This window comes from Sphaerospermopsis aphanizomenoides BCCUSP55, assembly GCF_001586785.1.
GTDB classification, from domain to species: domain Bacteria; phylum Cyanobacteriota; class Cyanobacteriia; order Cyanobacteriales; family Nostocaceae; genus Sphaerospermopsis_A; species Sphaerospermopsis_A aphanizomenoides_A.
On record NZ_LUFH02000077.1, the window covers coordinates 1 to 21,636 of the forward strand.

At 38.8% G+C, this 21,636-nt stretch carries 13 protein-coding genes and 1 CRISPR repeat array; of the genes, 9 read left to right on the top strand and 4 right to left on the bottom strand.

Annotation, left to right across the window (positions count from 1 at the left end; translation table 11 throughout):
* Positions 1 to 119 precede the first annotated feature (119 nt).
* From lepA to A0J48_RS18600, 3 genes are all read left to right on the top strand, one after another.
* Positions 120 to 1,931 carry a translation elongation factor 4 gene (lepA, locus tag A0J48_RS18590; RefSeq protein WP_200325661.1) on the top strand — a complete coding sequence of 604 codons (1,812 nt, stop codon included), beginning with the start codon at positions 120 to 122 and terminating at the stop codon, positions 1,929 to 1,931.
* A 370-nt stretch (positions 1,932 to 2,301) separates the two neighbouring features.
* Entirely contained in the window at positions 2,302 to 3,489 is a 1,188-nt protein-coding gene (locus tag A0J48_RS18595; protein ID WP_200325663.1) for a glycosyltransferase family 4 protein, read from the top strand.
* Between the two features lie 309 nt (positions 3,490 to 3,798).
* Positions 3,799 to 4,851, top strand: a complete 1,053-nt coding sequence (locus A0J48_RS18600; RefSeq protein ID WP_200325665.1) for a cyanophycinase — start codon at positions 3,799 to 3,801, stop codon at positions 4,849 to 4,851.
* Positions 4,852 to 4,976: 125 nt separating this feature from the next.
* Positions 4,977 to 5,306: a CRISPR direct-repeat array (repeat unit 36 nt; unit sequence GTTTCCATCCCCTTTCGGGGGAGTGTGTTTGTAAAG).
* A gap of 474 nt (positions 5,307 to 5,780) precedes the next feature.
* Here A0J48_RS18600 and A0J48_RS18605 read toward each other — a convergent pair.
* Positions 5,781 to 11,519: an alpha-2-macroglobulin family protein gene (locus A0J48_RS18605; protein ID WP_200325666.1), complete on the bottom strand. Its 5,739-nt coding sequence runs from the start codon at positions 11,517 to 11,519 to the stop codon at positions 5,781 to 5,783.
* Positions 11,520 to 11,813: 294 nt separating this feature from the next.
* Here A0J48_RS18605 and pbpC point away from each other — a divergent pair, with 294 nt between their 5' ends.
* The 3 genes from pbpC to thyD all read left to right on the top strand — a co-directional run bounded on the left by pbpC (position 11,814) and on the right by thyD (position 15,572).
* Positions 11,814 to 14,195 (top strand): penicillin-binding protein 1C, encoded by a 2,382-nt coding sequence (gene pbpC, locus A0J48_RS18610; protein ID WP_200325668.1) that lies wholly within the window; start codon positions 11,814 to 11,816, stop codon positions 14,193 to 14,195.
* 100 nt (positions 14,196 to 14,295) lie between these two features.
* Complete coding sequence (locus A0J48_RS18615; RefSeq protein ID WP_200325670.1) at positions 14,296 to 14,445, top strand: hypothetical protein; 150 nt, start codon at positions 14,296 to 14,298, stop codon at positions 14,443 to 14,445.
* Positions 14,446 to 14,651: 206 nt separating this feature from the next.
* Positions 14,652 to 15,572, top strand: coding sequence for a thylakoid membrane protein ThyD (thyD, locus tag A0J48_RS18620; protein WP_200325672.1), 921 nt, complete (start codon positions 14,652 to 14,654; stop codon positions 15,570 to 15,572).
* A gap of 98 nt (positions 15,573 to 15,670) precedes the next feature.
* Here the strand turns inward: thyD and A0J48_RS18625 are convergent, their stop codons facing one another.
* The 3 genes from A0J48_RS18625 to A0J48_RS18635 all read right to left on the bottom strand — a co-directional run bounded on the left by A0J48_RS18625 (position 15,671) and on the right by A0J48_RS18635 (position 17,048).
* Entirely contained in the window at positions 15,671 to 15,916 is a 246-nt protein-coding gene (locus tag A0J48_RS18625; protein ID WP_200325699.1) for a hypothetical protein, read from the bottom strand.
* 108 nt (positions 15,917 to 16,024) lie between these two features.
* On the bottom strand, positions 16,025 to 16,447 hold the full coding sequence (locus A0J48_RS18630) for a tetratricopeptide repeat protein (RefSeq protein ID WP_200325674.1): 423 nt from the start codon (positions 16,445 to 16,447) through the stop codon (positions 16,025 to 16,027).
* Between the two features lie 244 nt (positions 16,448 to 16,691).
* Entirely contained in the window at positions 16,692 to 17,048 is a 357-nt protein-coding gene (locus tag A0J48_RS18635; protein WP_200325676.1) for an iron-sulfur cluster assembly accessory protein, read from the bottom strand.
* A 609-nt stretch (positions 17,049 to 17,657) separates the two neighbouring features.
* Between A0J48_RS18635 and A0J48_RS18640 the strand changes: the two genes are divergently transcribed.
* From A0J48_RS18640 to zds, 3 genes are all read left to right on the top strand, one after another.
* On the top strand, positions 17,658 to 19,280 hold the full coding sequence (locus A0J48_RS18640) for a DUF6930 domain-containing protein (RefSeq protein ID WP_200325678.1): 1,623 nt from the start codon (positions 17,658 to 17,660) through the stop codon (positions 19,278 to 19,280).
* Positions 19,281 to 19,799: 519 nt separating this feature from the next.
* Positions 19,800 to 19,973, top strand: a complete 174-nt coding sequence (locus A0J48_RS18645) for a ribbon-helix-helix domain-containing protein (protein ID WP_200325680.1) — start codon at positions 19,800 to 19,802, stop codon at positions 19,971 to 19,973.
* Between the two features lie 144 nt (positions 19,974 to 20,117).
* Positions 20,118 to 21,557 carry a 9,9'-di-cis-zeta-carotene desaturase gene (zds, locus tag A0J48_RS18650; RefSeq protein ID WP_200325681.1) on the top strand — a complete coding sequence of 480 codons (1,440 nt, stop codon included), beginning with the start codon at positions 20,118 to 20,120 and terminating at the stop codon, positions 21,555 to 21,557.
* Positions 21,558 to 21,636: the final 79 nt, after the last annotated feature.

Genomic DNA, 21,636 nt, shown 5'->3' on the forward strand with positions numbered 1-21,636 from the left:
CCCTACACCCCACACCCCACACCCTACACCCTCTTCCCTGTTCCCATTACCCAATAAAGCATTAAAATACATTAAGTAAATAGTTTTAACTTTTGGTTTGCTTTAAGCAAAGATAGTATATGACTGACGTTCCCGCAGTTCGCATTCGCAATTTTTGTATTATTGCTCATATTGATCACGGGAAATCTACTCTCGCCGATCGCTTGCTACAAGCCACTGGGACTGTAGAAGACCGACAGATGAAGGAACAGTTTCTCGATAATATGGATTTGGAACGGGAGCGCGGTATTACAATTAAGCTGCAAGCTGCCCGGATGAACTACACAGCTAAAGACGGACAGCAGTACGTATTAAACTTAATTGATACTCCTGGTCACGTAGATTTTTCCTATGAGGTTTCCCGCTCTCTAGCTGCTTGTGAAGGGGCTTTGTTGGTAGTGGATGCCTCCCAAGGGGTAGAAGCGCAAACCCTAGCAAATGTGTATTTGGCGCTGGAACATAATCTGGAAATTATCCCGGTTTTGAATAAAATTGATTTGCCAGGAGCAGAACCTGATCGAGTAATTAGTGAAATTGAAGAAATTATTGGTTTAGATTGCAGTGGGGCAATTTTGGCTTCTGCTAAGGAGGGAATTGGAGTTCCTGAGATTTTAGAGGCCATTGTAGAAAGAGTACCTCCAGCAGCTAACACAGTGGATGAACGCTTGCGGGCGTTGATTTTTGATAGTTACTATGACAGTTACCGGGGTGTAATTGTATATTTCCGGGTGATGGATGGTAGTGTCAAAAAAGGCGATCGCATCTATTTGATGGCATCGGGTAAAGAATATGAAATTGATGAGTTAGGTGTGCTTTCTCCTACTCAAAAACAAGTGGAAGAACTCCACGCTGGGGAAGTAGGTTATTTAGCAGCAGCAATTAGGGCTGTAGCCGATGCACGGGTAGGAGATACGATTACCTTAGCTAAAGCCAAAGCTACAGAAGCTTTACCTGGTTACACTGAAGCTAACCCCATGGTATTTTGTGGGATGTTTCCCATAGATGCGGATCAGTTTGAAGATTTGCGGGAAGCTTTGGAAAAACTGAGACTGAATGATGCAGCTTTACAGTATGAACCAGAAACTTCTAGCGCGATGGGTTTTGGTTTCCGTTGTGGGTTCTTGGGTTTGCTGCACATGGAAATTGTCCAAGAACGGTTAGAACGGGAATATAATCTGGATTTAATTATTACCGCGCCTTCTGTGGTTTATAAGGTAATCACTAACAAGGGTGAGGAACTGTACATTGATAATCCTAGCCATTTACCCGCGCCCAATGACCGGGAGAGAATTGAGGAGCCTTATGTGCAGGTAGAAATGATTACTCCAGAAACCTATGTTGGCACATTAATGGAGTTGTCACAGAACCGCCGGGGTATTTTCAAAGATATGAAATATCTCACCCAAGGACGGACTACCCTAACTTATGAGTTACCTTTAGCGGAAGTTGTGACAGACTTTTTCGACCAGATGAAATCCCGTTCTCGTGGTTATGCGAGTATGGAATATCATCTCATCGGCTACCGTGAAAATCATTTGGTGAAGTTGGATATTATGATTAATGGTGATCCGGTGGATTCTTTAGCGATGATTGTTCACCGGGATAAAGCCTATAATGTGGGCAGAGCAATGGCTGAGAAGTTGAAAGAACTTATACCACGTCATCAATTTAAAGTTCCGATTCAGGCTTCCATTGGTAGTAAAGTTATTGCCAGTGAACATATCCCAGCTTTGCGGAAAGACGTTTTGGCTAAGTGCTACGGTGGTGACATTAGCCGCAAGAAAAAACTGTTGCAGAAACAAGCCAAGGGTAAAAAGCGGATGAAATCTGTAGGTACGGTGGATGTACCCCAGGAAGCTTTTATGGCTGTGTTGCGGTTAGATCAGAATTAATCAGGACTTACGCAGGGAAGTTATCTGTGGGGGCTGGGTGTAAGGGTGTAGGGGTGTAGGGGTGTAAGGGTTTTCCTCTTCTCGACCTTGATTTTTCCATCACTTTACCCCTTTATCCAAACCTTTAGTTTTTCGTTTTTGTGCGTAAGTCCTATCACACTCAAATTTAACAATATTATCCACCCGGTTTCTCTATGAAATCGGGTTTTTTATGACGCTATAAATTCCAAGTCTATATGATAAGCTGGATCAAAAAAACTATTAGAAAATTAAGAAATTTCCGTAATCACTCTCATGGTAATTGCCAGATTTATATTTTGAGATAAATATAGTTTTTTAGATTTTTGTAAATCATCGGGGAGTTGCGTAAATGAAGATACTGGTACTGAGTTGGGAATTTCCGCCCCGGATAGTTGGAGGTATTGCCCGTCATGTAGCGGAGTTATACCCGGAACTTGTGAAATTAGGACATGATATCCATTTAATTACACCTGAAGTTAAACAGGCTGCATTATACGAGATAGTTGAGGGTATTCATGTACATAGAGTACCAGTTGCCCATAGTCATGACTTTTTCCACTGGGTAGTCAATTTAAATGAGAGTATGGGAGATCACGGTGGTAAATTGATTTTGGAAGAGGGCCCATTTGATATTATCCATGCTCATGATTGGTTAGTGGGAGATGCAGCGATCGCACTCAAGCATACTTTCAAAATTCCCCTCATTGCTACTATCCACGCCACAGAATACGGTCGTTATAACGGTATTTACAATGATACTCAACGCTATATTAGCAGTAAAGAACAGTTACTAGCTTATAACGCTTGGCGGATAATTGTTTGTACTGAATATATGCGCTCAGAAGTAGCGAGAGCATTACATAGTCCTGGTAATAAAATTGACGTAATTTTTAATGGTATTCGTCCAGAAAAAAAGCAGCACCACGAAAATTTTCATGCTCAAGATTTTCGTCGTCAATTTGCCGCAGATCATGAAAAAATAGTTTATTACCTGGGTCGGATGACTTATGAAAAAGGTGTATCTGTATTACTTAATGCTGCACCCAAGGTACTGTGGGAAATGGCTGGTTACGTTAAATTTGTCATAGTTGGTGGTGGTAATACTGACAATTTAAAAAAGCAAGCTTGGGATTTAGGAATTTGGGATAAATGCTATTTTACTGGTTTTTTATCAGAAGAATACTTGGATAAATTCCAAACTGTTGCTGACTGTGCAGTTTTTCCTAGTCTTTATGAACCCTTTGGTATTGTGGCTTTAGAAAGTTTTGCGTCCAGAGTTCCGGTTGTGGTTTCCGACACTTGTGGTTTTCCGGAAGTAGTTCAACATACGAAAACAGGCATTGTTACTAAAGTAAATAATCCTGATTCTTTAGCCTGGGGAATATTAGAAGTTTTGAAAAATCCAGGTTATCGACAATGGTTGATAGATAATGCCTATCAAGATTTAGAACGCAGGTTTAGATGGCCAAAATTAGCCAAAAGAACAGAAGCAGTGTATGAAAAAGTGATGAAAGAGCGATTGGAAATTGACTGGTAATTTATAAGTATTCAGCTATCAGTAATCAGTAATCAGCTATTACAGCGTATTGCTTTGTTATGAGAGCAATTTACAGCCTATTATTGATGGTTTTCTTCTTTGTTGCTGACGGCTGACGGCTGAATGCTTACGGTAATTTAACACCAAATAACACAAAGTAAAACTGAGGTTTTCGCAGAGTAATCAACAGAATTAATCATTACTCTGCATTTTTTGGCGTGAAAAAACAGTACAAAGTCTGTACGCTGGGAATTTTATCCCTGTTGATGAGAGAGTTAGGATAATTGCTGTTTGCGCCAAAAGGTAACTATGACAAAGGCATTCCCAAATTTAGCAAGGCGTTTGCAGAATGCAAAAACTATCCTGTTGCGGATAGTAAATCAAATCATAAAACTTCTGAGAGCAAACTGGAAGCAATACTTTACAGATATCTCTCCAGATGTTCACTCTCCATCACCAAAACCAAAAAATGTTTATAAATTGCCGATTTTAGCTGGGCCTGTACATAATTTGGGTGGTGGTGGTCCTGATGTTGATGATGCTATTCAGTGGATGGTTAATCAAGTTAGAGGTGGTTCTAATTCCGATACGAAAGTCAATGTTTTAGTTATTCGCGCTGCTGGTAACGACGATTACAATCAGTTAATTTATCGCATGAGAGGAGTAAATTATGTGGAAACTTTAATCATTAAGAACAGACAAGAAGCAAACAGAATAGATATTTTTGATAAAGTTAGAAATGCTGGGGTAATTTTCTTTGCTGGTGGGGATCAATGTGAATATATTCGCCACTGGAAAAATACTAAATTAGAAGTTGCTGTTAAGTCTGTTTATGACAAAGGTGGTGCTATTGGTGGAACAAGTGCCGGCGCAATGATTCAAAGTGAATATGTTTATGATTCTTGTGCCTGTGAAGATAGCATTGAAACTAATGAAGCACTGGATGATCCATATCGAAATATTACCTTTACCTATAATTTTTTCCAGTGGAAATATTTGCGAAAAACCATCATTGATACCCATTTTGATGAAAGAAAAAGAATGGGGAGAATTATGGTTTTTATTGCTAGACAAATTCAAGATGGCGTATCTGCAACTGCGTTAGGAATTGCAATTAGTGAGGAAACTTCTTTACTGGTGGATAAATATGGAATTGCTAAAGTGATGGGGAGAGGAGCAGTATATTTCGTGTTTGGAGATCATCCCCCGGAAGTTTGTGAACCGGGAAAACCATTGACATATTACGACTATAAAATTTGGCGAGTTCCTAGAGGTGAAACTTTTGATTTAAATAAAATTCCGTCCAAAGGTTATTATCTCAGGAGTGTGAAGCGGGGAAGGTTTGATTCTGATCCTTATTGAGTTATTTAGGTGACAGGTGACAGGTGACAGGTGACAGCAATTCACCTGGATACATATAAATTGGTTGTAGGGGTTTAGCAGTGCTAAACCCTAAAAATATAATTCAATTTCAGATGTTGCTTTCAGTTTCCATCCCCTTTCGGGGAAGTGTGTTTGTAAAGTTGGCAAAAAGCCATTTTTGGAAATGCGTGCAACGTTTCCATCCCCTTTCGGGGGAGTGTGTTTGTAAAGCCGTTTATGGAAACTTTTTTCAGGTTAAAGTTTGTGAGTTTCCATCCCCTTTCGGGGGAGTGTGTTTGTAAAGCCGAGAAAAATGGACACGGCAAATCCTCAGGCTGGTTAGCGTTTCCATCCCCTTTCGGGGGAGTGTGTTTGTAAAGGCAAGCGTATCAGACTCAATCCATCGGAAACACCTCCGCGTTTCCATCCCCTTTCGGGGGAGTGTGTTTGTAAAGAGTTCACTTCTGGAAACATTACTGCGTAAGGGTTTCAGATACCCTAATCGACACACCTCGGAAAAGTGATAAAAAAACTTCTCAAATTCACCAATTTCACAGCCTGAAACCAATACTGGATAAGGCATCGACACAGGTCAACGAAGTTATGCGGTTTTCAAGGTTCGGCGGAGGTGTGTCGAAAGTTTGTTACTTAATTGCTAAAAGTACGTTATTTACAGGGATTTGTCAAGCAAAAAGTTTTATTTTTGCAAACGCAGATGAACGCAGATGAACGCAGATAAAGAGGGATGATGTAGTGTAAGTATTCAGCTATCAGTCATCAGTAATCAGCTTTTTACAGCAATAACAAAGATTTAGAAATTGTAATTTCAGGAATGTTATCTGCATCTGTTGATTTTCACTGTTTGTATTTCAATATTTCAGGTACATAGCTGACTGCTGATAGCTGACGGCTGAATGCTGACGATGTAGTTAATTTTTTGCTTCTAAAATCAAAATTGAATCCGCACTGCGTCCAAATTCTTCTGGTGCATATTGTAAATGTACTTCTGCACCAGGCCAGAGGTATTTTCCAGGGGTGACGGAACGGACTAAATAATGTAAATTGTACACTCCTGCTTCCAGATGATCTGCATAGGAAATAATTCTATCTTTATAGATGGTTTTATATCCTATTTGCCAATTATCGGCTTTTGCTTGTAATGCTGGTGTGGCAGTTTGAAAACTTTGATCTATCGCTTCCAAACCTGCGGGTAATGGGTCTTTAATTACGAAATGATCTATAGGATGATCGGTAATTATTTCTAAACCTATATCATACACTTCTCCTGGTGCTAATGTCAATGGTTTATCAACAGCATACATTCCTGTTTTTTGGATAATTTTCTCGTCATTAACTTTACTAATTTCTCGCGTTACTCGTAAACCGTTAAATCTTCCCGGTTGTTTTCCTTGCCAGCGATAACTGTAAGCGGCTAAATAATGTAAGTTGCCTTTTCCAGATTTTTGCAAAACTAAATCATGACGACCACGGGGTAATTTATCCATTGGGATATTTACCTGTAAGTTGGGATTTTGATAACCGTTAAATCTGGTTTCTGCTAATTTTTTACCTGCTAATTTTACAGTGGCAACAAAATTAGGTGGTGTGGGTTGGAGTTGGCTATATTCTACTAAGGCTGTTAAGGCTTGGGCGTTATTATATGTGGTTTGCCATGTACCTTGACGACGTAAATTCAAAAGGCTTTGGAATAATTTATCAATGATTTCTGGTTGTGTTTTTTGGTCAATAAATAATCGTAATGCTTGGGCTTGGGTGGTTGTGGGTGAACTCATCCAATTCCAACTTCGGGGTAAGTTTACAGTTGCGCTACGTCCAGTTTCATAGATATTTTGTTGTAGCTGCACTCGCATAATTTGTGCTTCATCTTGCCATTCGGGGAATTGGTATAGATATCGCGCTAATTTAATTTGGGTGACGACATCAAAATCGTTACGTTGTTGATAAATATCTGAGAGGAAACTATTGCGTTTATCTCCTAATTGTGCTAAGGCAATTAAAGAGTTTAGCTGTAGTTGAGATTTGCAGAGTTTGGATTTACAATAGTCATATTGTCCAGGGTTAGCGAGAACTTTTTGTAAGTAGGTTTTTAGTCGAGATAATATTTGAGAATCAACTAAACCAGGATAAATTTGATTAGCTTTGACTAAAGATTCTGTAGCATAAGCAGAAACCCAAGGGTCTGATTTTTCTTGTCCTGGGAAAGCTGCAAAACCACCATCAGCAATTTGTAGTTTTTGCAGTTGTTCCATTGCTAGGTTAGCTTGTTGTTGAGGATTGAATTCTGCAAATATTTGATTATATTTTTGGCTAAGATTTTGCAAATTTGCTGCAATTAATAATTGACTTGCTGCTGGTTCTGCAAAGGGTAAATCTTTATCTGTTAAAACTTGTTTTGCGGGTGCTTTAATTTCGGGAATTAAGGTACTAGCTAATTGAATTTCTAAACCTCCTGTTTCTGAAAAGGTATTTTTATCAACGTTGAGGGGAATTTTTACATGATCCCCCCTTTGTCCCCCCTTAGCAAGAGGGGAAATGATACCTGTTTCTACAACTTGTTCTGTAATTTCTAAGGGTTTAATTTCCAAAGGAACTGTAAAAGCGTCAGCGATATTATTTAATTGCGTTGCAAAGGTAACTTTGCTTTCTCCTGCACTTCCCGCAACCATTGGAAAACGATACGCTTGGGTTTTTGACTCAGCTTGAGTTTGTAAGTTTGTGGTTTTGGGGTTATTTTCTGCAAATTGGAGTGAACCGCTAACTTCACCGTTAATATTGAGAGTTCCAGTGTTTGCGGTGGTGTTGGTAACGGATAAACCTGCAAGAATGCGATCGCCTGGTCGAGCAAATTGTGGGAGAATAGCATTAGTTATTAATGGTTTGGTGGTAATAAATGTTATTTCCCCATTTCCAAACCGCAAATTTCCATCGGTAGCGACAACCATCACTCGCCAAGTGGTTAAATCATCTGGTAATTTAAAAGTAACTGTAGCTTGGCCTTTTTCATTAGTAATTACAGAACCATTGTAATAAGCTAAAGGTTGAAAATCTTTGCGGATGCGAGTATTAGCTAAAGCACTGGATAACCCACCACCATAACCCCAACCTTTGGGTAACATTGCAAGTTTTGGAGTTAATCTCACATCAGGACGGTTATCACTAAACCGAGTAGAAATTTGTTGTTCTGCATAAACAGTATCCACCAAATTGGGAGGACGATAACCACTCAGTTGTAACACCGCTTCATTTACTACCATGACAGTAAATTGTCCTGAAGTTGGTTTTCCTTGGTTATCTGTTAATTGCAGTTCTACAGTTTCTTGTTTTCCCGGTTCTAATGATTTTTGAGTTGGTTTAATTTCCACCTTTAAATATTTATCTTCCAGATTAACTTTAAAAGATGCAAACCCTATCTTTGACATATTTTCTAAAGGTTCTAAATTTTCTGTTTTTAATTGATTTAAAGGTTTTCCTTGTCTGACTAACACTGCTTCTACTGCTGCATTAGGTAACATTTCTGGTGTAATTGTAAACTGAATTTGCGGCGCACCTCCTTTAACTTTTGCAACTTGTTGATAGAGAGGTTTGTCTTTAATTACCGCAAAATATAATTCTCCTTCTGAATATGGAGATTGAATTAAAGCAGTTGCAATTTCCCCAACTTTGAATTCTTTTTTATTTAACTTAACTGTCAATTTATCTTTTTCATCCCCTCCCCAAACTACTTGATTTTCTCCTGTCATCCAAATTTGCAAATCTGTAGCTGTAATTTCATTTCTACTTCCGCTAAAATTAGCACGAATGCGGTATGAACCAGATTCTTTCGCTGTCAAATTCACAGTTTGGGGAATATTAGCAGATGTAATTTCTGTTTTAGCAACTGTCTGATATTCAACTTGATTTTTTGAAGTTCTGCTACCTTCAACTACTTGGGTAACACTACTATATTTGATTTGTTGTAATTCTAAAGTTACTTGTTCATTTTCTAACGGTTTCCCTTTTGCGTCAGTGACGATAAATTCTACCGGGAAAGCTTTTCTAGCATCAGCTACAAAATTACTCTTTAAACCAATAAGTTTGTTACTGGGTAAAGCAGTAAAAGTTTGAGAATTTGCAACCGATAAATTAGAAACGTCTGCAACTTGCACATCTACCCGGTAAGTCATCGGGTAAGGTAAATCTTTCGCTACTGTTACCGTTTGACTATTTTTACCACTAGCATTTAATTGAGTATTAGTTTGTAAAACATCACTGGAGACATTTGGACTTTCTTCTGGCCAAAACCACTGTCTACCAAAACTAAATTCTTCCCAACCTTTAGGAATAAAATTAGTTTGCTGACGGGTGACAAAATATTTTGCTTCTCCCCCTTGTACTGGTGAACCAAATAAATAGTTACTGGTTACATCAGCATTCACCTTCTCACCAATTAACGCAAATTCTTTATTTAGCTGCAAATCAATTTTAAAATTCGGTGGTTTAAATTCAGCAACCCGAAATTCTCCCGCAATTTCTTTGCCATTTTGTCCTTTCGCTTCGATTCTATAATATCCTAAAGGTTGATTTTTCTGAATTGGTAAATTTAGAGAAAATGTCCCAAATTGATTTGTAGTTTGTGTACCTAAATCAGATTTCTGTCCATTGGGGTTAACTAAAGTTAATTTGTACTCAGCATTTTTATCTTGCAGAATTTCCCCTTTTTCTAAAAAATCAGCAAAAGCGGTAAATACAGCTTTTTCACCGGGTTGATATAATTGTCTATCAGAAAAAATTACCCCCCGTGAGATTGGTTTACCATCTTCCCAACCAGCATCAATACCATAACCATAACTACCGCTGTATTCTTGAGTTCTTGTAAAAGCCCAATCTTGATTTTCCCTAGCAATTACTAATAATTTTGGCAGTTTTTCAGCATTACTATAACATTGTTGTACTTGCTGATTATCAATTCTCAAAATTCCCCTTTCATCAGTTTTACCCGTTGTACAAGGTATAGGTTCAAGACTTGATTTTTCAGATAATTTTGATTGATAGATTTCAATATTTGCAGCTTTGACTGGTGAACCATCACTAAGATGATGCACACGAATTAAACCAGACTCTGGAAACCATTGACTAAATACACCCAAGTTAGTTAATTGTACCATTCCATAAGTCGTTGCTTCTCTCCATAATTGCTGATTATTTTCTTGATATTTATTAGTTCTTGCTTGCACTCCATAAGCTAACATTCCCTGATTATTTCCTAACTTTGATTTTAGAGGAACAGCAATATTAACAGATTGATTTTTTCGACTTGCTATTTTGAAACTTGGCCAATTTTCAGGTTTTGATAATAAATCATTAGCATTATTTGTAAAAACCAAATCCGTAGGTTTAACTACACGATAATCTGCTTTATATTTCGCTTCTGGTAAATTTACAGCATTAATATTTAACTGCAAATCTTGATTCGTCGGAAAAATATTTAAATCAGCAGGAACTTGAATATCTCCAGCTAAATCTCCAGTGTTATATTTAATAGATACAGGTTTACCTAAAGTTTGCCCAAATTTATCTTTGAGATTTCTGTCTATATTAATTGTATAAGCCGTAGCTGGTTCTAAAGCATAAGGATTAATAGTGACAATTCTATCTTCATCATAGATTTGCAAGACTCTATCAATATCTTTTGGTGCTGGATTAATTTTAATATGTGATTTTGCCGATTCTGGTAATAAAATGTTATTAAATTCTAACTGCGGACTACCTTTAATAAATCTGCCATAAGTTCCTCCTGCATCTGGTTGTCCATAAGGTTTAATTCCTTGAAATGCTAAAGGAGAATAAGTTGCTAACTTACTGACAAAATCTTTATCACTCGGTAAATTTCCATCAGCAGGAAGAATACCAGGAGAAAAAGTTAAGCGGTAGGATGTTGCTTTGTCTAGATTTTGAAGAGGAGTAAGATTATAAATCCAATTTTTTGCAGAAGGATCAAATTTTTCTAAAGGATCTAAATTTTCTGGTTGTTCTGATTTTGCCAATTTTACCTGGAAACCTACCCCTTTACTTCTTCCTTCAGGAATTAATTTTAAATGCTGTTCAACAGAATTCACATCTAATTCTAAATTTGAGGTAAATTGTAATTTAGGATTTAAATCAATTGGTTCAATTTCCGCTTTTTCAATTGGGTTCACACCTGGTAAATTGGAAATTTTAATTGCTTCTGTATCAAAAGTCCAAGCCAAATCTTCTGCTAAACGATGATTTTTTAAATCCGCTAACCCAGCTTTGAGAGTAACTTGTACTCGCGTCGCTTTCGGTAAAGCTTTATCAGCTTGAAAACCCACCATACGCGGTGTTAAAAAACGAAACTTCCCCGGTAAAGGTGGCCAAATGGCAAATTTAGTTAATAAATTCTGCTGTTCTAGACTATCCAGACTTTCAACAGGAATTAAAGCTTCCTTAAACCGAATTCTAATTTGACTAAGAGTATTTGCATCTCCCAAAGGACTAATTTGTTCTATCCAGTCTGGTAAATTTGGAGGTGTCAGAGATGCAACTGTGGGTAATTTGTCCTTTCCTGGAGTCACACCGACGAAATTACAACCTGCTATACCTAATATTAAGGTAATGATAAATAAAAATTGTAGTAACTTTCTGATCATATTGTTAAATGAATCAAATACTGTAGGTTGGGTTGACGAAGAAAACCCAAGATTAATTTAATAATTAACCGCAAAGTACGCAAAGTACACAAAGGTAAGAAGGTTTTTGAGGTATTTTCGTGAGGACGCAAAACATTTTGTAAATTTTGTTGGGTTGCGCTGTCGTTTAACCCAACCTACCTACATAGATAACCAATCCAGTGTAATTAGTTCCCAAAAACAATACAATTCTTAATCATTAAAGAATATTGATAATTTCCGAAATCTCCTTCACAGCAATTGAAACATAAACCTATGAAACTTAAAACTCTAACTCTTCGCGTCTTTGCGACTTTGCGTGAGATAAAATCTTATTTCTGCTATCTCAACAAATATCTCCTAACCGTCATCATTATCTGCTTAATTATCAGATTATTACCTTACTTCGCACCTATTCATAGTGCAGATATCGCCCAAAAACAGTTAGCACTGCAATTTACAGACCGTAATGGTTTACCATTAGGAACTATCCTTACCCATGACCAAGAACATACATCAATAGTACCATTAAATCAAGTTTCACCCCAATTTATCAACGCTATTTTAGCTGCTGAAGATGGCAACTTTTATCATCATGGCGCTTTAGATTTACAAGCCATTGTTCGTGCTATTAAAGATAGCATTGAACATAAAAAAATCGTTTCTGGTGCTTCCACAATTACCATGCAGTTAGCGCGAATGCTGGATAATGCACCACGGACTTTATCAGACAAATTACATGAAATTTGGCTATCTTGGCGTTTAACTGCTGGCATGAATAAAGATGAAATTCTAACAGCTTATATTAATCGTCTACCAATGGGAGGAAATATATATGGTGTAGAAGCAGCAGCACAAATTTATTTTTCTACTTCTGCAAGTAATTTAAATTTAGCCCAAGCTTCAGTTTTAGCTGCAATTCCTAATAATCCTACTTATTTTGATCCTTATCAACATTGTGACAGGTTGAAACAAAGACAGAAATATGTCTTAAATCAAATGGTAAAAGATGGATATATTTCTAGTGCAGAAGCTGAACGTATATATAAGGAACAAGTCGTTTTTCAATCTCGTCAACAGGGAATTATTGCTGCACCACATTTTTTATTTTGGTTAGCAAAGCAAAATACCCCACCCCTAACCCCTCCCCGCAAGCAAGGAGGGGAACTGGAATCTTCTCCCACTCAAACGACGATAAATCGACCTTTACAGCAGTTTGTCGAAGCACAGGTACAGCAGGTTATTGATTCTTTAGCTGATAACAATGTCCATGATGCAGCTGCTGTGGTAATTGACAACTACTCTGGGGAGGTTTTAGCTTATGTCGGTTCCCCTGATTATTTTAACGATGTGAAATTAGGTCGAAATGATGGAGTACAAGCGTTGCGTCAACCTGGTTCTACTTTGAAGCCGTTTGTGTATGAATTAGCTTTGGAAAAAGGCGTAATTAAACCTAATTCTATTTTGGCAGATGTGCCTTCTCATTACGCAATTCCAGGGGCGAAATTATATAGCCCTACAGATTATACTAACAGTTTTCTTGGCCCGGTGCGGGTAAGAGTTGCTTTAGCAAATTCTTTAAATGTACCTGCGGTAAAGGTATTAGAAAAAGTTAGTGTATCAACTTTCTTAAGTCGGTTGCACGAATTAGGTTTTGAACACTTAAATCAAAGTGCTGAATATTACGGTTTGGGTTTAACTTTGGGTAGTGGTGAAGTGAGTTTATGGGAACTTGCAAAAGCTTATTTAACTATGGCCAGAGTGGGGAAAAGTACACCACTGGTAACTATCTTAAATAATGCCCCAAAAAATTCCCCGGTTTCCAGTCCCCAAAATCTAACGCCAAAGCCTACAAACTGGCAATTAATCACCGATATGTTAAGCGATCGCTATGCCCGTGCCACAGCTTTTGGTGTAGACTCGGTGTTAAATTTGCCCTTTCCTGCGGCTGTTAAAACTGGTACTTCTTCTAATTATCGTGATACTTGGACTGTTGGCTTTACTACTGACTACACCGTCGCTACTTGGGTGGGGAACTTCAATGGTGAACCGATGCGTCAAGTGTCGGGTGTTACCGGGGCTGCACCGTTATGGAGTCGCATTATGTTACATCTGCATGAACATCAACCACCCACAAATTTTACACCTCCACACGGGTTAATTAAATTACCAATTTGTGCGACTACTGGGTTAAAACCTACACCAAATTGTAATTCCATCGTCCAAGAATATTTTTCACCAGCAGATAAAATCGCATATCAAAATTCTGCTGATTACCATTTATCACCTGTGTATGATCAATGGTTAAGAAAACAGCCACAATCGAATTTAGCAGCTAATAAGTTCAGGATTATATCTCCCCGTAATGGGGATTTATTTCTATTATATCCTGGTGCAGAAAAACAGCAAAAATTAGAATTTAAAGTTGCTGGTAATTTTGACCAACCTATAGAGTGGCGGCTAAATGGTAAGCATTTATCTACACAGTCAAATAATGCTTTATTTTGGCAATTACAATCTGGCAACTGGCAGCTAGAAGCTAGAACTGGCAAGATGCGTCATCAAATTAATTTTCAAGTACAGCTAGGCAATGTTCAATCTACACAACAAGGTTTTTCTGTAGTCCATCCCACCGTTTCTTCCCATGTTGTCAACTGATGAATTTTGCCCAAACAAATAAAATCTTTCTTCCGGAATGGGTCTGAAAAAAATTGATGTTATAAATTAGAACGGAAGTTTTTACCCAAGGTATCGAATTATGACTGACACACAAGAAAAAAAATCTGCTAAAAAGACAAAACAGTCTTTTCCTCCTGTTGATATTGGTACTCCTAAAGTACCAGTCCGTAAAAGCAAAGCGAAAAAACTAGACCGGGAATTACTCAGCGACTGGGAACACGCCAGTTGATACAATTTGGGATTGTGAAAGTATCGCTACATCAGCTTTCCATCTGGGTTTATCATTCTTTAACTTGCTATACCTACTCACACACAAAATACAGGTTACAGGTGAGATAAAAGAAATTAACTTAACAAAAAGACAGTACAGGCTAAAAAATTGTTAAATTAAGTTAACAGTTAAGACTGTACAAAGTGCTTGAGCTTAAGTTAAAAATGAAAGTAGCAATTACGGGAGCAACAGGATTTGTCGGTAGTCGTTTGGTAAAACGGCTGCAAGAGGAAGGTCATAGAGTATTAGTGTTCAGCCGGAATACCGACTTTGCCCACAAGGTTTTCCCCTCTCAGGCTTTCCCGAATGTAGAAATTATGGGCTATACACCAGCTACATCTGGTGCTTGGCAAGATGCTGTTGCTGGTTGCGATGGTGTGGTAAATTTGGCAGGAGAACCCATCGCCGAAGAGAGATGGACACAACAACGTAAGCAAGCAATTCTCAACAGCCGCAAACTGGGTACACAAAAAATTGTGGAAGCTATTGCTAAAGCTAATCCCAAACCTACTGTGCTAGTCAACGCTTCAGCTATCGGTTACTACGGCACTAGTGAAACTGCTACTTTTGATGAAAATAGCCCTTCAGGTCAAGATTTTTTAGCCCAAGTCTGTCAAGAGTGGGAAGCAGAAGCACAAAAGGTAAATGATGCTGGTGTGCGCTTGGTAATTTTGCGCTTCGGTATTGTTTTGGGTCTGGGTGGCGCTTTGGGCAAAATGATTACGCCCTTTAAATTATTTGCAGGTGGGCCTATTGGTAGTGGTCGCCAGTGGTTTTCCTGGATTCACATAGATGATATTGTGAACTTAATTATTCAAGCTTTAACTAAGTCTAATATGCAAGGCATATACAATGCTACCGCTCCCAATCCTGTGCGGATGGCAGATTTAAGCAATACAATGGGAGAGGTAATGAATCGTCCTTCTTGGTTGCCTGTTCCTAGTTTTGCTTTAGAAGCAATGTTAGGAGATGGGGCAATTGTGGTTTTAGAGGGTCAAAAAGTTATTCCTCAACGCACTCAATCATCTGGTTTTCAATATCAATATCCAAATTTGCAATCGGCATTAAAGGAAATCCTGACATAATTCGTAATTTATAATTCGTAATTCGTAATTATCAATTTTTCTGAAGGTAAATCAATAGGAATTTCAAATAATTTGTAGCTACGAATTACGAATTATCGTTACTTATTTTTCATAAATTTTTTAGAAACCCAACTGGTAATACCACTCAACAACGCCCCTCCCATGAGAATTCCAATGGCAGGGTTAAATACGGGTTGCCATAGTTTATGCCATAAATCTAAACCTAAGTTGATTCCTGAAGCATCACCAACAACTGCTACAGCAAACCAACCAAAACCCAAAATTACCAGGAAAACATCAGCAACTAAAATTGTATTTAGCCAGTTTAATAGTTTATCTTTCATCATTAAAGGGAATAGGGAATAGGGAATAGGGAATAGGTGACAGGTGACAGGTGACAGGTGACAGAAAGAAATCCACCAATTACCCATTACCAATTACCCATTACCAAATTATGATTCAAAGATCCATTTTTTCACTTTTTTGAGGTTTTCCCAGTCTGGTTTTCTGGTTAAACCATCTTCAATGCTGTTTTTAACTTCTTCTTCCCATTCTTTGTTGACAAATATCAACTGTTGTGCAAAATCTATATGTTCTCGCAAGCCTTTCTGACCTGTTTCTAACATGGCTAAAGCGAGATTAATTCTAGCTTGTGGGTCTTGGGGATTTATTTTTACGGCTTTGTTGGCGGCATTGTAAGCTAATTTGGCTTTGTTGTCGAGTAAATACAACCAAGCTAGACAAATCCAAGCTGAACTAGCTCTAGGAGAGCGATCGCACACTTCTTTAAATACAGGAATGAGCGTTTCTGCTGATTCTCCGTCTTTATATCGTTGTAAACCTGTATCAAACAGTTCTTCAATTGTAGTAGTCATTTGTCAGTTGTCAGTGGTCAGTTGTCAGTGGTCAGTTGTCAGAAGGAATAGGGAATAGGAAATAGGGAATAGGAAATAGGGAATAGGGAATAGGGAATAGGGAATAGGGAATAGGGAATAGGGAATAGGGAATAGTATAGAAATTTATTCTCTCCCTGCACCCTGCCCCCTTCCCCCCTGCTTCTTCTGTCACCTGTCACCTGTCACCTGTCACCTGTCACCTATCAACTGACCATTGACTATATTACACTCCGAAGGATTTGCCGCAACCACAGGTTTGGGAAGCATTGGGGTTAGTGAATTGAAAACCCCCACCAATCATGGCATCACTATAATCGAGCATTAAGCCATAGAGATATAACAGGCTTTTGCGATCGCAGATAATTTTGATCCCATCATAATCAAAAACTTCATCCTGCGAGGTGATCTTGCTGATGTCCTCAAAATCCATCATGTAAGACATTCCAGAACAACCACCTTGACGGACTCCTACCCGTAAACATAAATCTTGGCCTTGCTTGGCTTGGAGAGATTTTACCTGGCGCAATGCGGATTCACTCAACATGATGCCGCGTTCTTGAGTTTGAGTTGCTTGTGTCATTTGCTATGTTCACTCCTTAATTATTGTAATTATTTTAAATTTTACAAAACTTACATGAAGCCCAAAGCCCAAAGCCCAATATCTGAGAGTTTTTGTTTCATTCTAGCTGCATTCATCAGTAGAGAGGCTAAATTGTAAACACTTTGTCAACAGCATCTCAGGATTTTTATTCTAGAATTGAGAGATTCGGTGTATTTAGAGATGGGGTATTTTTGAAGTTTCAGTCACCAACAGGGTGTAGGGGGTAGGGTAGAGGGTGTAGGGAAGACAGCGTTGGACGGAACTTCAACTTCCAAGGACGCTCGCGTCCAGAAAAGACGGGGCTGTCTGGAAGCCCCACACCCCAAACCCCAAACTCCAACCCAACGGGGCTTGGTCACAAACCGTCTGAGCAGCAACCACTCTTCAGGGACAGCAGGGAAAATGTGATCCGAATTTTAGCCATTCCCCACAGCTTACTTCTAAATATATAGCTGTATGCATTTGCATGAGATACCCAATTTATCTAAAAAGCCCGACAATAAAAGGCTTTTAACCCTATTCCCTATTCCCTGTTAAGAGTTCTCTGTTCCTTGTTCCCTGCTATATTTTTTTTGATTAACCTACTCTATGACAAGTTTTAATCGCTCTACCAGTCGTCGGTTGAAGAAATTAACCCAAATTCCTTCTATATGGGAGGGCGATCGCCGTCCGTTGTCATCATCACAGCCCCAAACCAGAGATTCCCAAGAGTCAAAGGGAGAATGTATTTTATGGGTAGATGGTTCTCAGGGTATTGTCAGAGCTATGGACATGGTATCTTCAGAACTGGGGCCAGAAGCCATAGTTCGCACCTTAATGCGAGCAATAGAGCATCCACACAGTCCAGCTAAACCAGCTAGACCCCAAAGAATTGTAGTTAAAGATAGAGAAATCCAATTTTACCTGCGCGGGGTATTGCAAGATTTGGATATTGCTATTGACTATGCACCTGAATTACCTCTAATTGATGAACTTTTTCGTTCTTTTGCGGATATTATTGACAACCAAGTTCCTGATTTACCTCCACAGTATGCAGAACTTCTCCATCAAAAAGCTTTTGCAGTTTGGGAAGCAGCACCTTGGAACTTTCTAGAAGAACAGCAAATTTTGTCAATAGAAATTAATAAATGGGATGTAGGTACACTCTATGCTTCTGTGATGGGAATGCTGGGGATGGAATATGGAATTTTGTTGTATCGTTCCGAAGATTCTCTGAAGCGATTTCGTGCAGATGTGTTGCAGGATGAAGAATCCCAGGAAGGTTTAGAAGCAGCTTTCCTCAAGCAAGATTGCTTATTTCTCACCTTTGAGCAAGTTGATGAAGATGAAGATGAAGATCTAACAGATTTACCTCTATCGGAAATTGAACCTACTTTTGGAAATATTCACCCTTTAGAAGGATTGCGGTCTGTTTTGTATGACGATGAAGCACTAGTAATGTTTGTTGCTCTGGAAAGCATCTTGCGTTTTGTTCGTGATTATCGTCATCAGTTATATGAAGAAGACTTCCCCTCTATTAATCGCCGTTATCGAATTTCTGTCCCGGATGCCGATGAAGCAACTAAATCAGTTTCTGTGACTGTCTCCACTATGCCAGAATTGGCAGCAGAGTTAGAGGAAATGGCCGGTTTTTATCTCCCAGATGAAGATGAAGATGCGACAGAATTCCGTTCTTTGCGGGATGACTTGATTCCAGAAGATTCTTTTCTCAGCTTGGGTGTAATTTCTTGGGAAATGTTAAAGTCACTACGCCAGCAGGTTAATTACCACACAGAAGAAGAAATTATTGAAGCTGGTGATGGTTTACCAGTGATTTTAATTCAAACTTCCCGCCCTAAAGCCAAAACTGTGATTGAAAGTATTGAGGCTGCTGGCGGATTAAAAGCTATTTGTTTTAATCCCGGTGCTAATCCTTCAGATGGTGAACAATACGACTTGGGTTTGTTACAAACAGAAAATGGAGAACTGTTCCTGTTTGGAGAATTTTTAGACAATGACCCCATCCATGTTGAAGCTAGAAAAAAATGGAATCAGCGGTGTCAAAATACTAATGGCTTTTGCGGTTTGATTATCGCTAAGGGACTAACTGGAAATTCTCGCGGTAATCCACAATTAAAAGACATGATGGCTCTTTTTGAAGCGAGATCGCTCTCTTCCCAAGATTTAGGTATTGGTATTCTCCAACTGATGCCTCAATTAGAATTTGAATAATTTTCTCAGTAATTACCACAGATAAATATCTAGTTTACACTGAGTTTCCTAATTTCACTTGTATCTGTGGTTTTCTACAATGAAGTTATATGGTTATTGCTGCATAATTTGTGGTTAGACAGATCAAAATGATTGGTTATATAACTTCCAATACTATTCGGCTAAGGGAGACAGGGCAAAGGTAACAAGGGAAGAAAAAACCTTTTCTCACACCACCTGATAATTTCCCAGTTCTGATCCAAGTAATATTGATACCGTTTCTATAAATTAGAACCTGTGTTTTTTCTGCATGAGGTTTTTTTGACAAATACCGCGCTTTTGCTTCTGGTCTCTTACCTTGTAGAAACTACCTGTTTTCAACCTGGATACGTCTGAGGATTATGTAAACTTAACTGAACTTTAACGAAAATTTTTAGTTATATTTGTTGTCTTCTTATTTATTTGAAGCAATCTCTGATACTATCATTTTTTCCTGTTCTAATTGAATTCTTTTCAACCAGTTAATAAACAGCAACTTACATGATAATGACAAATAAAAAATGGGCGGTTAAACGTATAACTGTGAACCTAGCAACACAAGAAGCGGAAAAACTAGAAAAATATTGTCAACAGACAGGTAGACCCGCTACTGATGTGATTCGAGAACTGATTAGAAGTTTACCTTTATCCGAAGAGACAAAGGAGAAAAATTAAGGCAATGGGGAGATGGGGAGAAATGAATTCAAACATCCCTACACCCTATATCCCTCACCTTATTCTTCCCCAATTCCTAATCTCAGCAAATTCTGACACCGACTCAGTTACAATTTGTAAAGAGACTGAACAAGGAACGAGGGAATGCGCGTTGCAATTGTAGGTGCGGGACTAGCCGGACTGGCTACTGCTGTAGATTTAGCCGATGCGGGTTGTGAGGTACAAATTTTTGAATCTCGTCCGTTTGTTGGTGGTAAAGTCGGCAGTTGGGTAGATGGTGATGGCAATCATATTGAAATGGGATTGCACGTTTTTTTTGGCTGCTACTACAATCTATTTGAGTTGATGACCAAAGTGGGTGCAGGCGAAAATTTACGCCTTAAAGAACATACCCATACTTTTATCAACAAGGGGGGACGCACTGGCGCTTTAGATTTTCGTTTTATCACTGGTGCGCCGTTTAATGGATTAAAGGCATTTTTCACCACTTCCCAACTTTCGCTACAGGATAAATTACAAAATGCGATCGCTCTGGGAACTAGCCCCATAGTTAGGGGTTTGGTGGATTTTGAGGGGGCAATGAGAAATATCCGTGATTTGGATAAAATCAGTTTTTCTGACTGGTTCTACCGTCATGGAGGCAGTAAAGGCAGCATCAAACGGATGTGGAATCCTATCGCTTACGCCTTGGGCTTTATTGATTGCGACCATATTTCTGCCCGTTGTATGTTGACAATTTTCCAGTTTTTTGCTGTCAGAACTGAAGCTTCAATTTTGCGAATGCTGGAAGGTTCACCCCATGAATATTTACATAAGCCGATTATTGAATATCTAGAAGCCAGAGGCACAAAAATTTATACCCGTCGCCAAGTGCGGGAGATTCAATTTGCTGAGTCTGAGGCAGAAACCCGCGTTACTGGTATAGTAGTTGCTCAAGGTGATACGGAGGAAGTAATTACCGCTGATGCTTATGTTTGTGCTTGTGATGTGCCAGGAATTCAGCGCGTTTTACCCCAAGCATGGCGGAAATGGTCAGAATTTGACAACATTTATCAACTTGATGCTGTACCAGTCGCTACAGTGCAGCTACGGTTTGATGGTTGGGTGACAGAACTGGAAGATGCTCAGAAACGGAAACAGTTAAATCAGGCCGAAGGCATAGATAATTTGTTATATACCGCCGATGCTGATTTTTCTTGTTTTGCTGATTTGGCTTTAACTAGCCCAGCAGATTATTATCGTCCTGGGGAGGGTTCTTTGTTGCAACTGGTCTTGACACCGGGAGATCCTTTTATTAAAGAAAGTAATGAAGCGATCGCCCAGCACGTCCTTAAACAAGTTCATGAACTGTTCCCCTCGTCAAGAGATTTAAATATGACTTGGTACAGTGTAGTCAAACTGGCTCAGTCTTTATATAGGGAAGCACCAGGAATGGACGCTTACCGTCCTGACCAAAAAACACCCATACCTAACTTTTTCCTAGCTGGTAGTTATACTCAGCAAGACTACATTGACAGTATGGAAGGGGCAACAATTTCTGGAAGACGTGCGGCGAAAGTGATTCTGGAAAGCGTGAAGAAATAATAGGTGACAGGTGACAGGTGACAGGTGACAGTAAAAAGTCAAAAATTAATCAAATCTTGCCTTTTACCTCTTGCCTCTT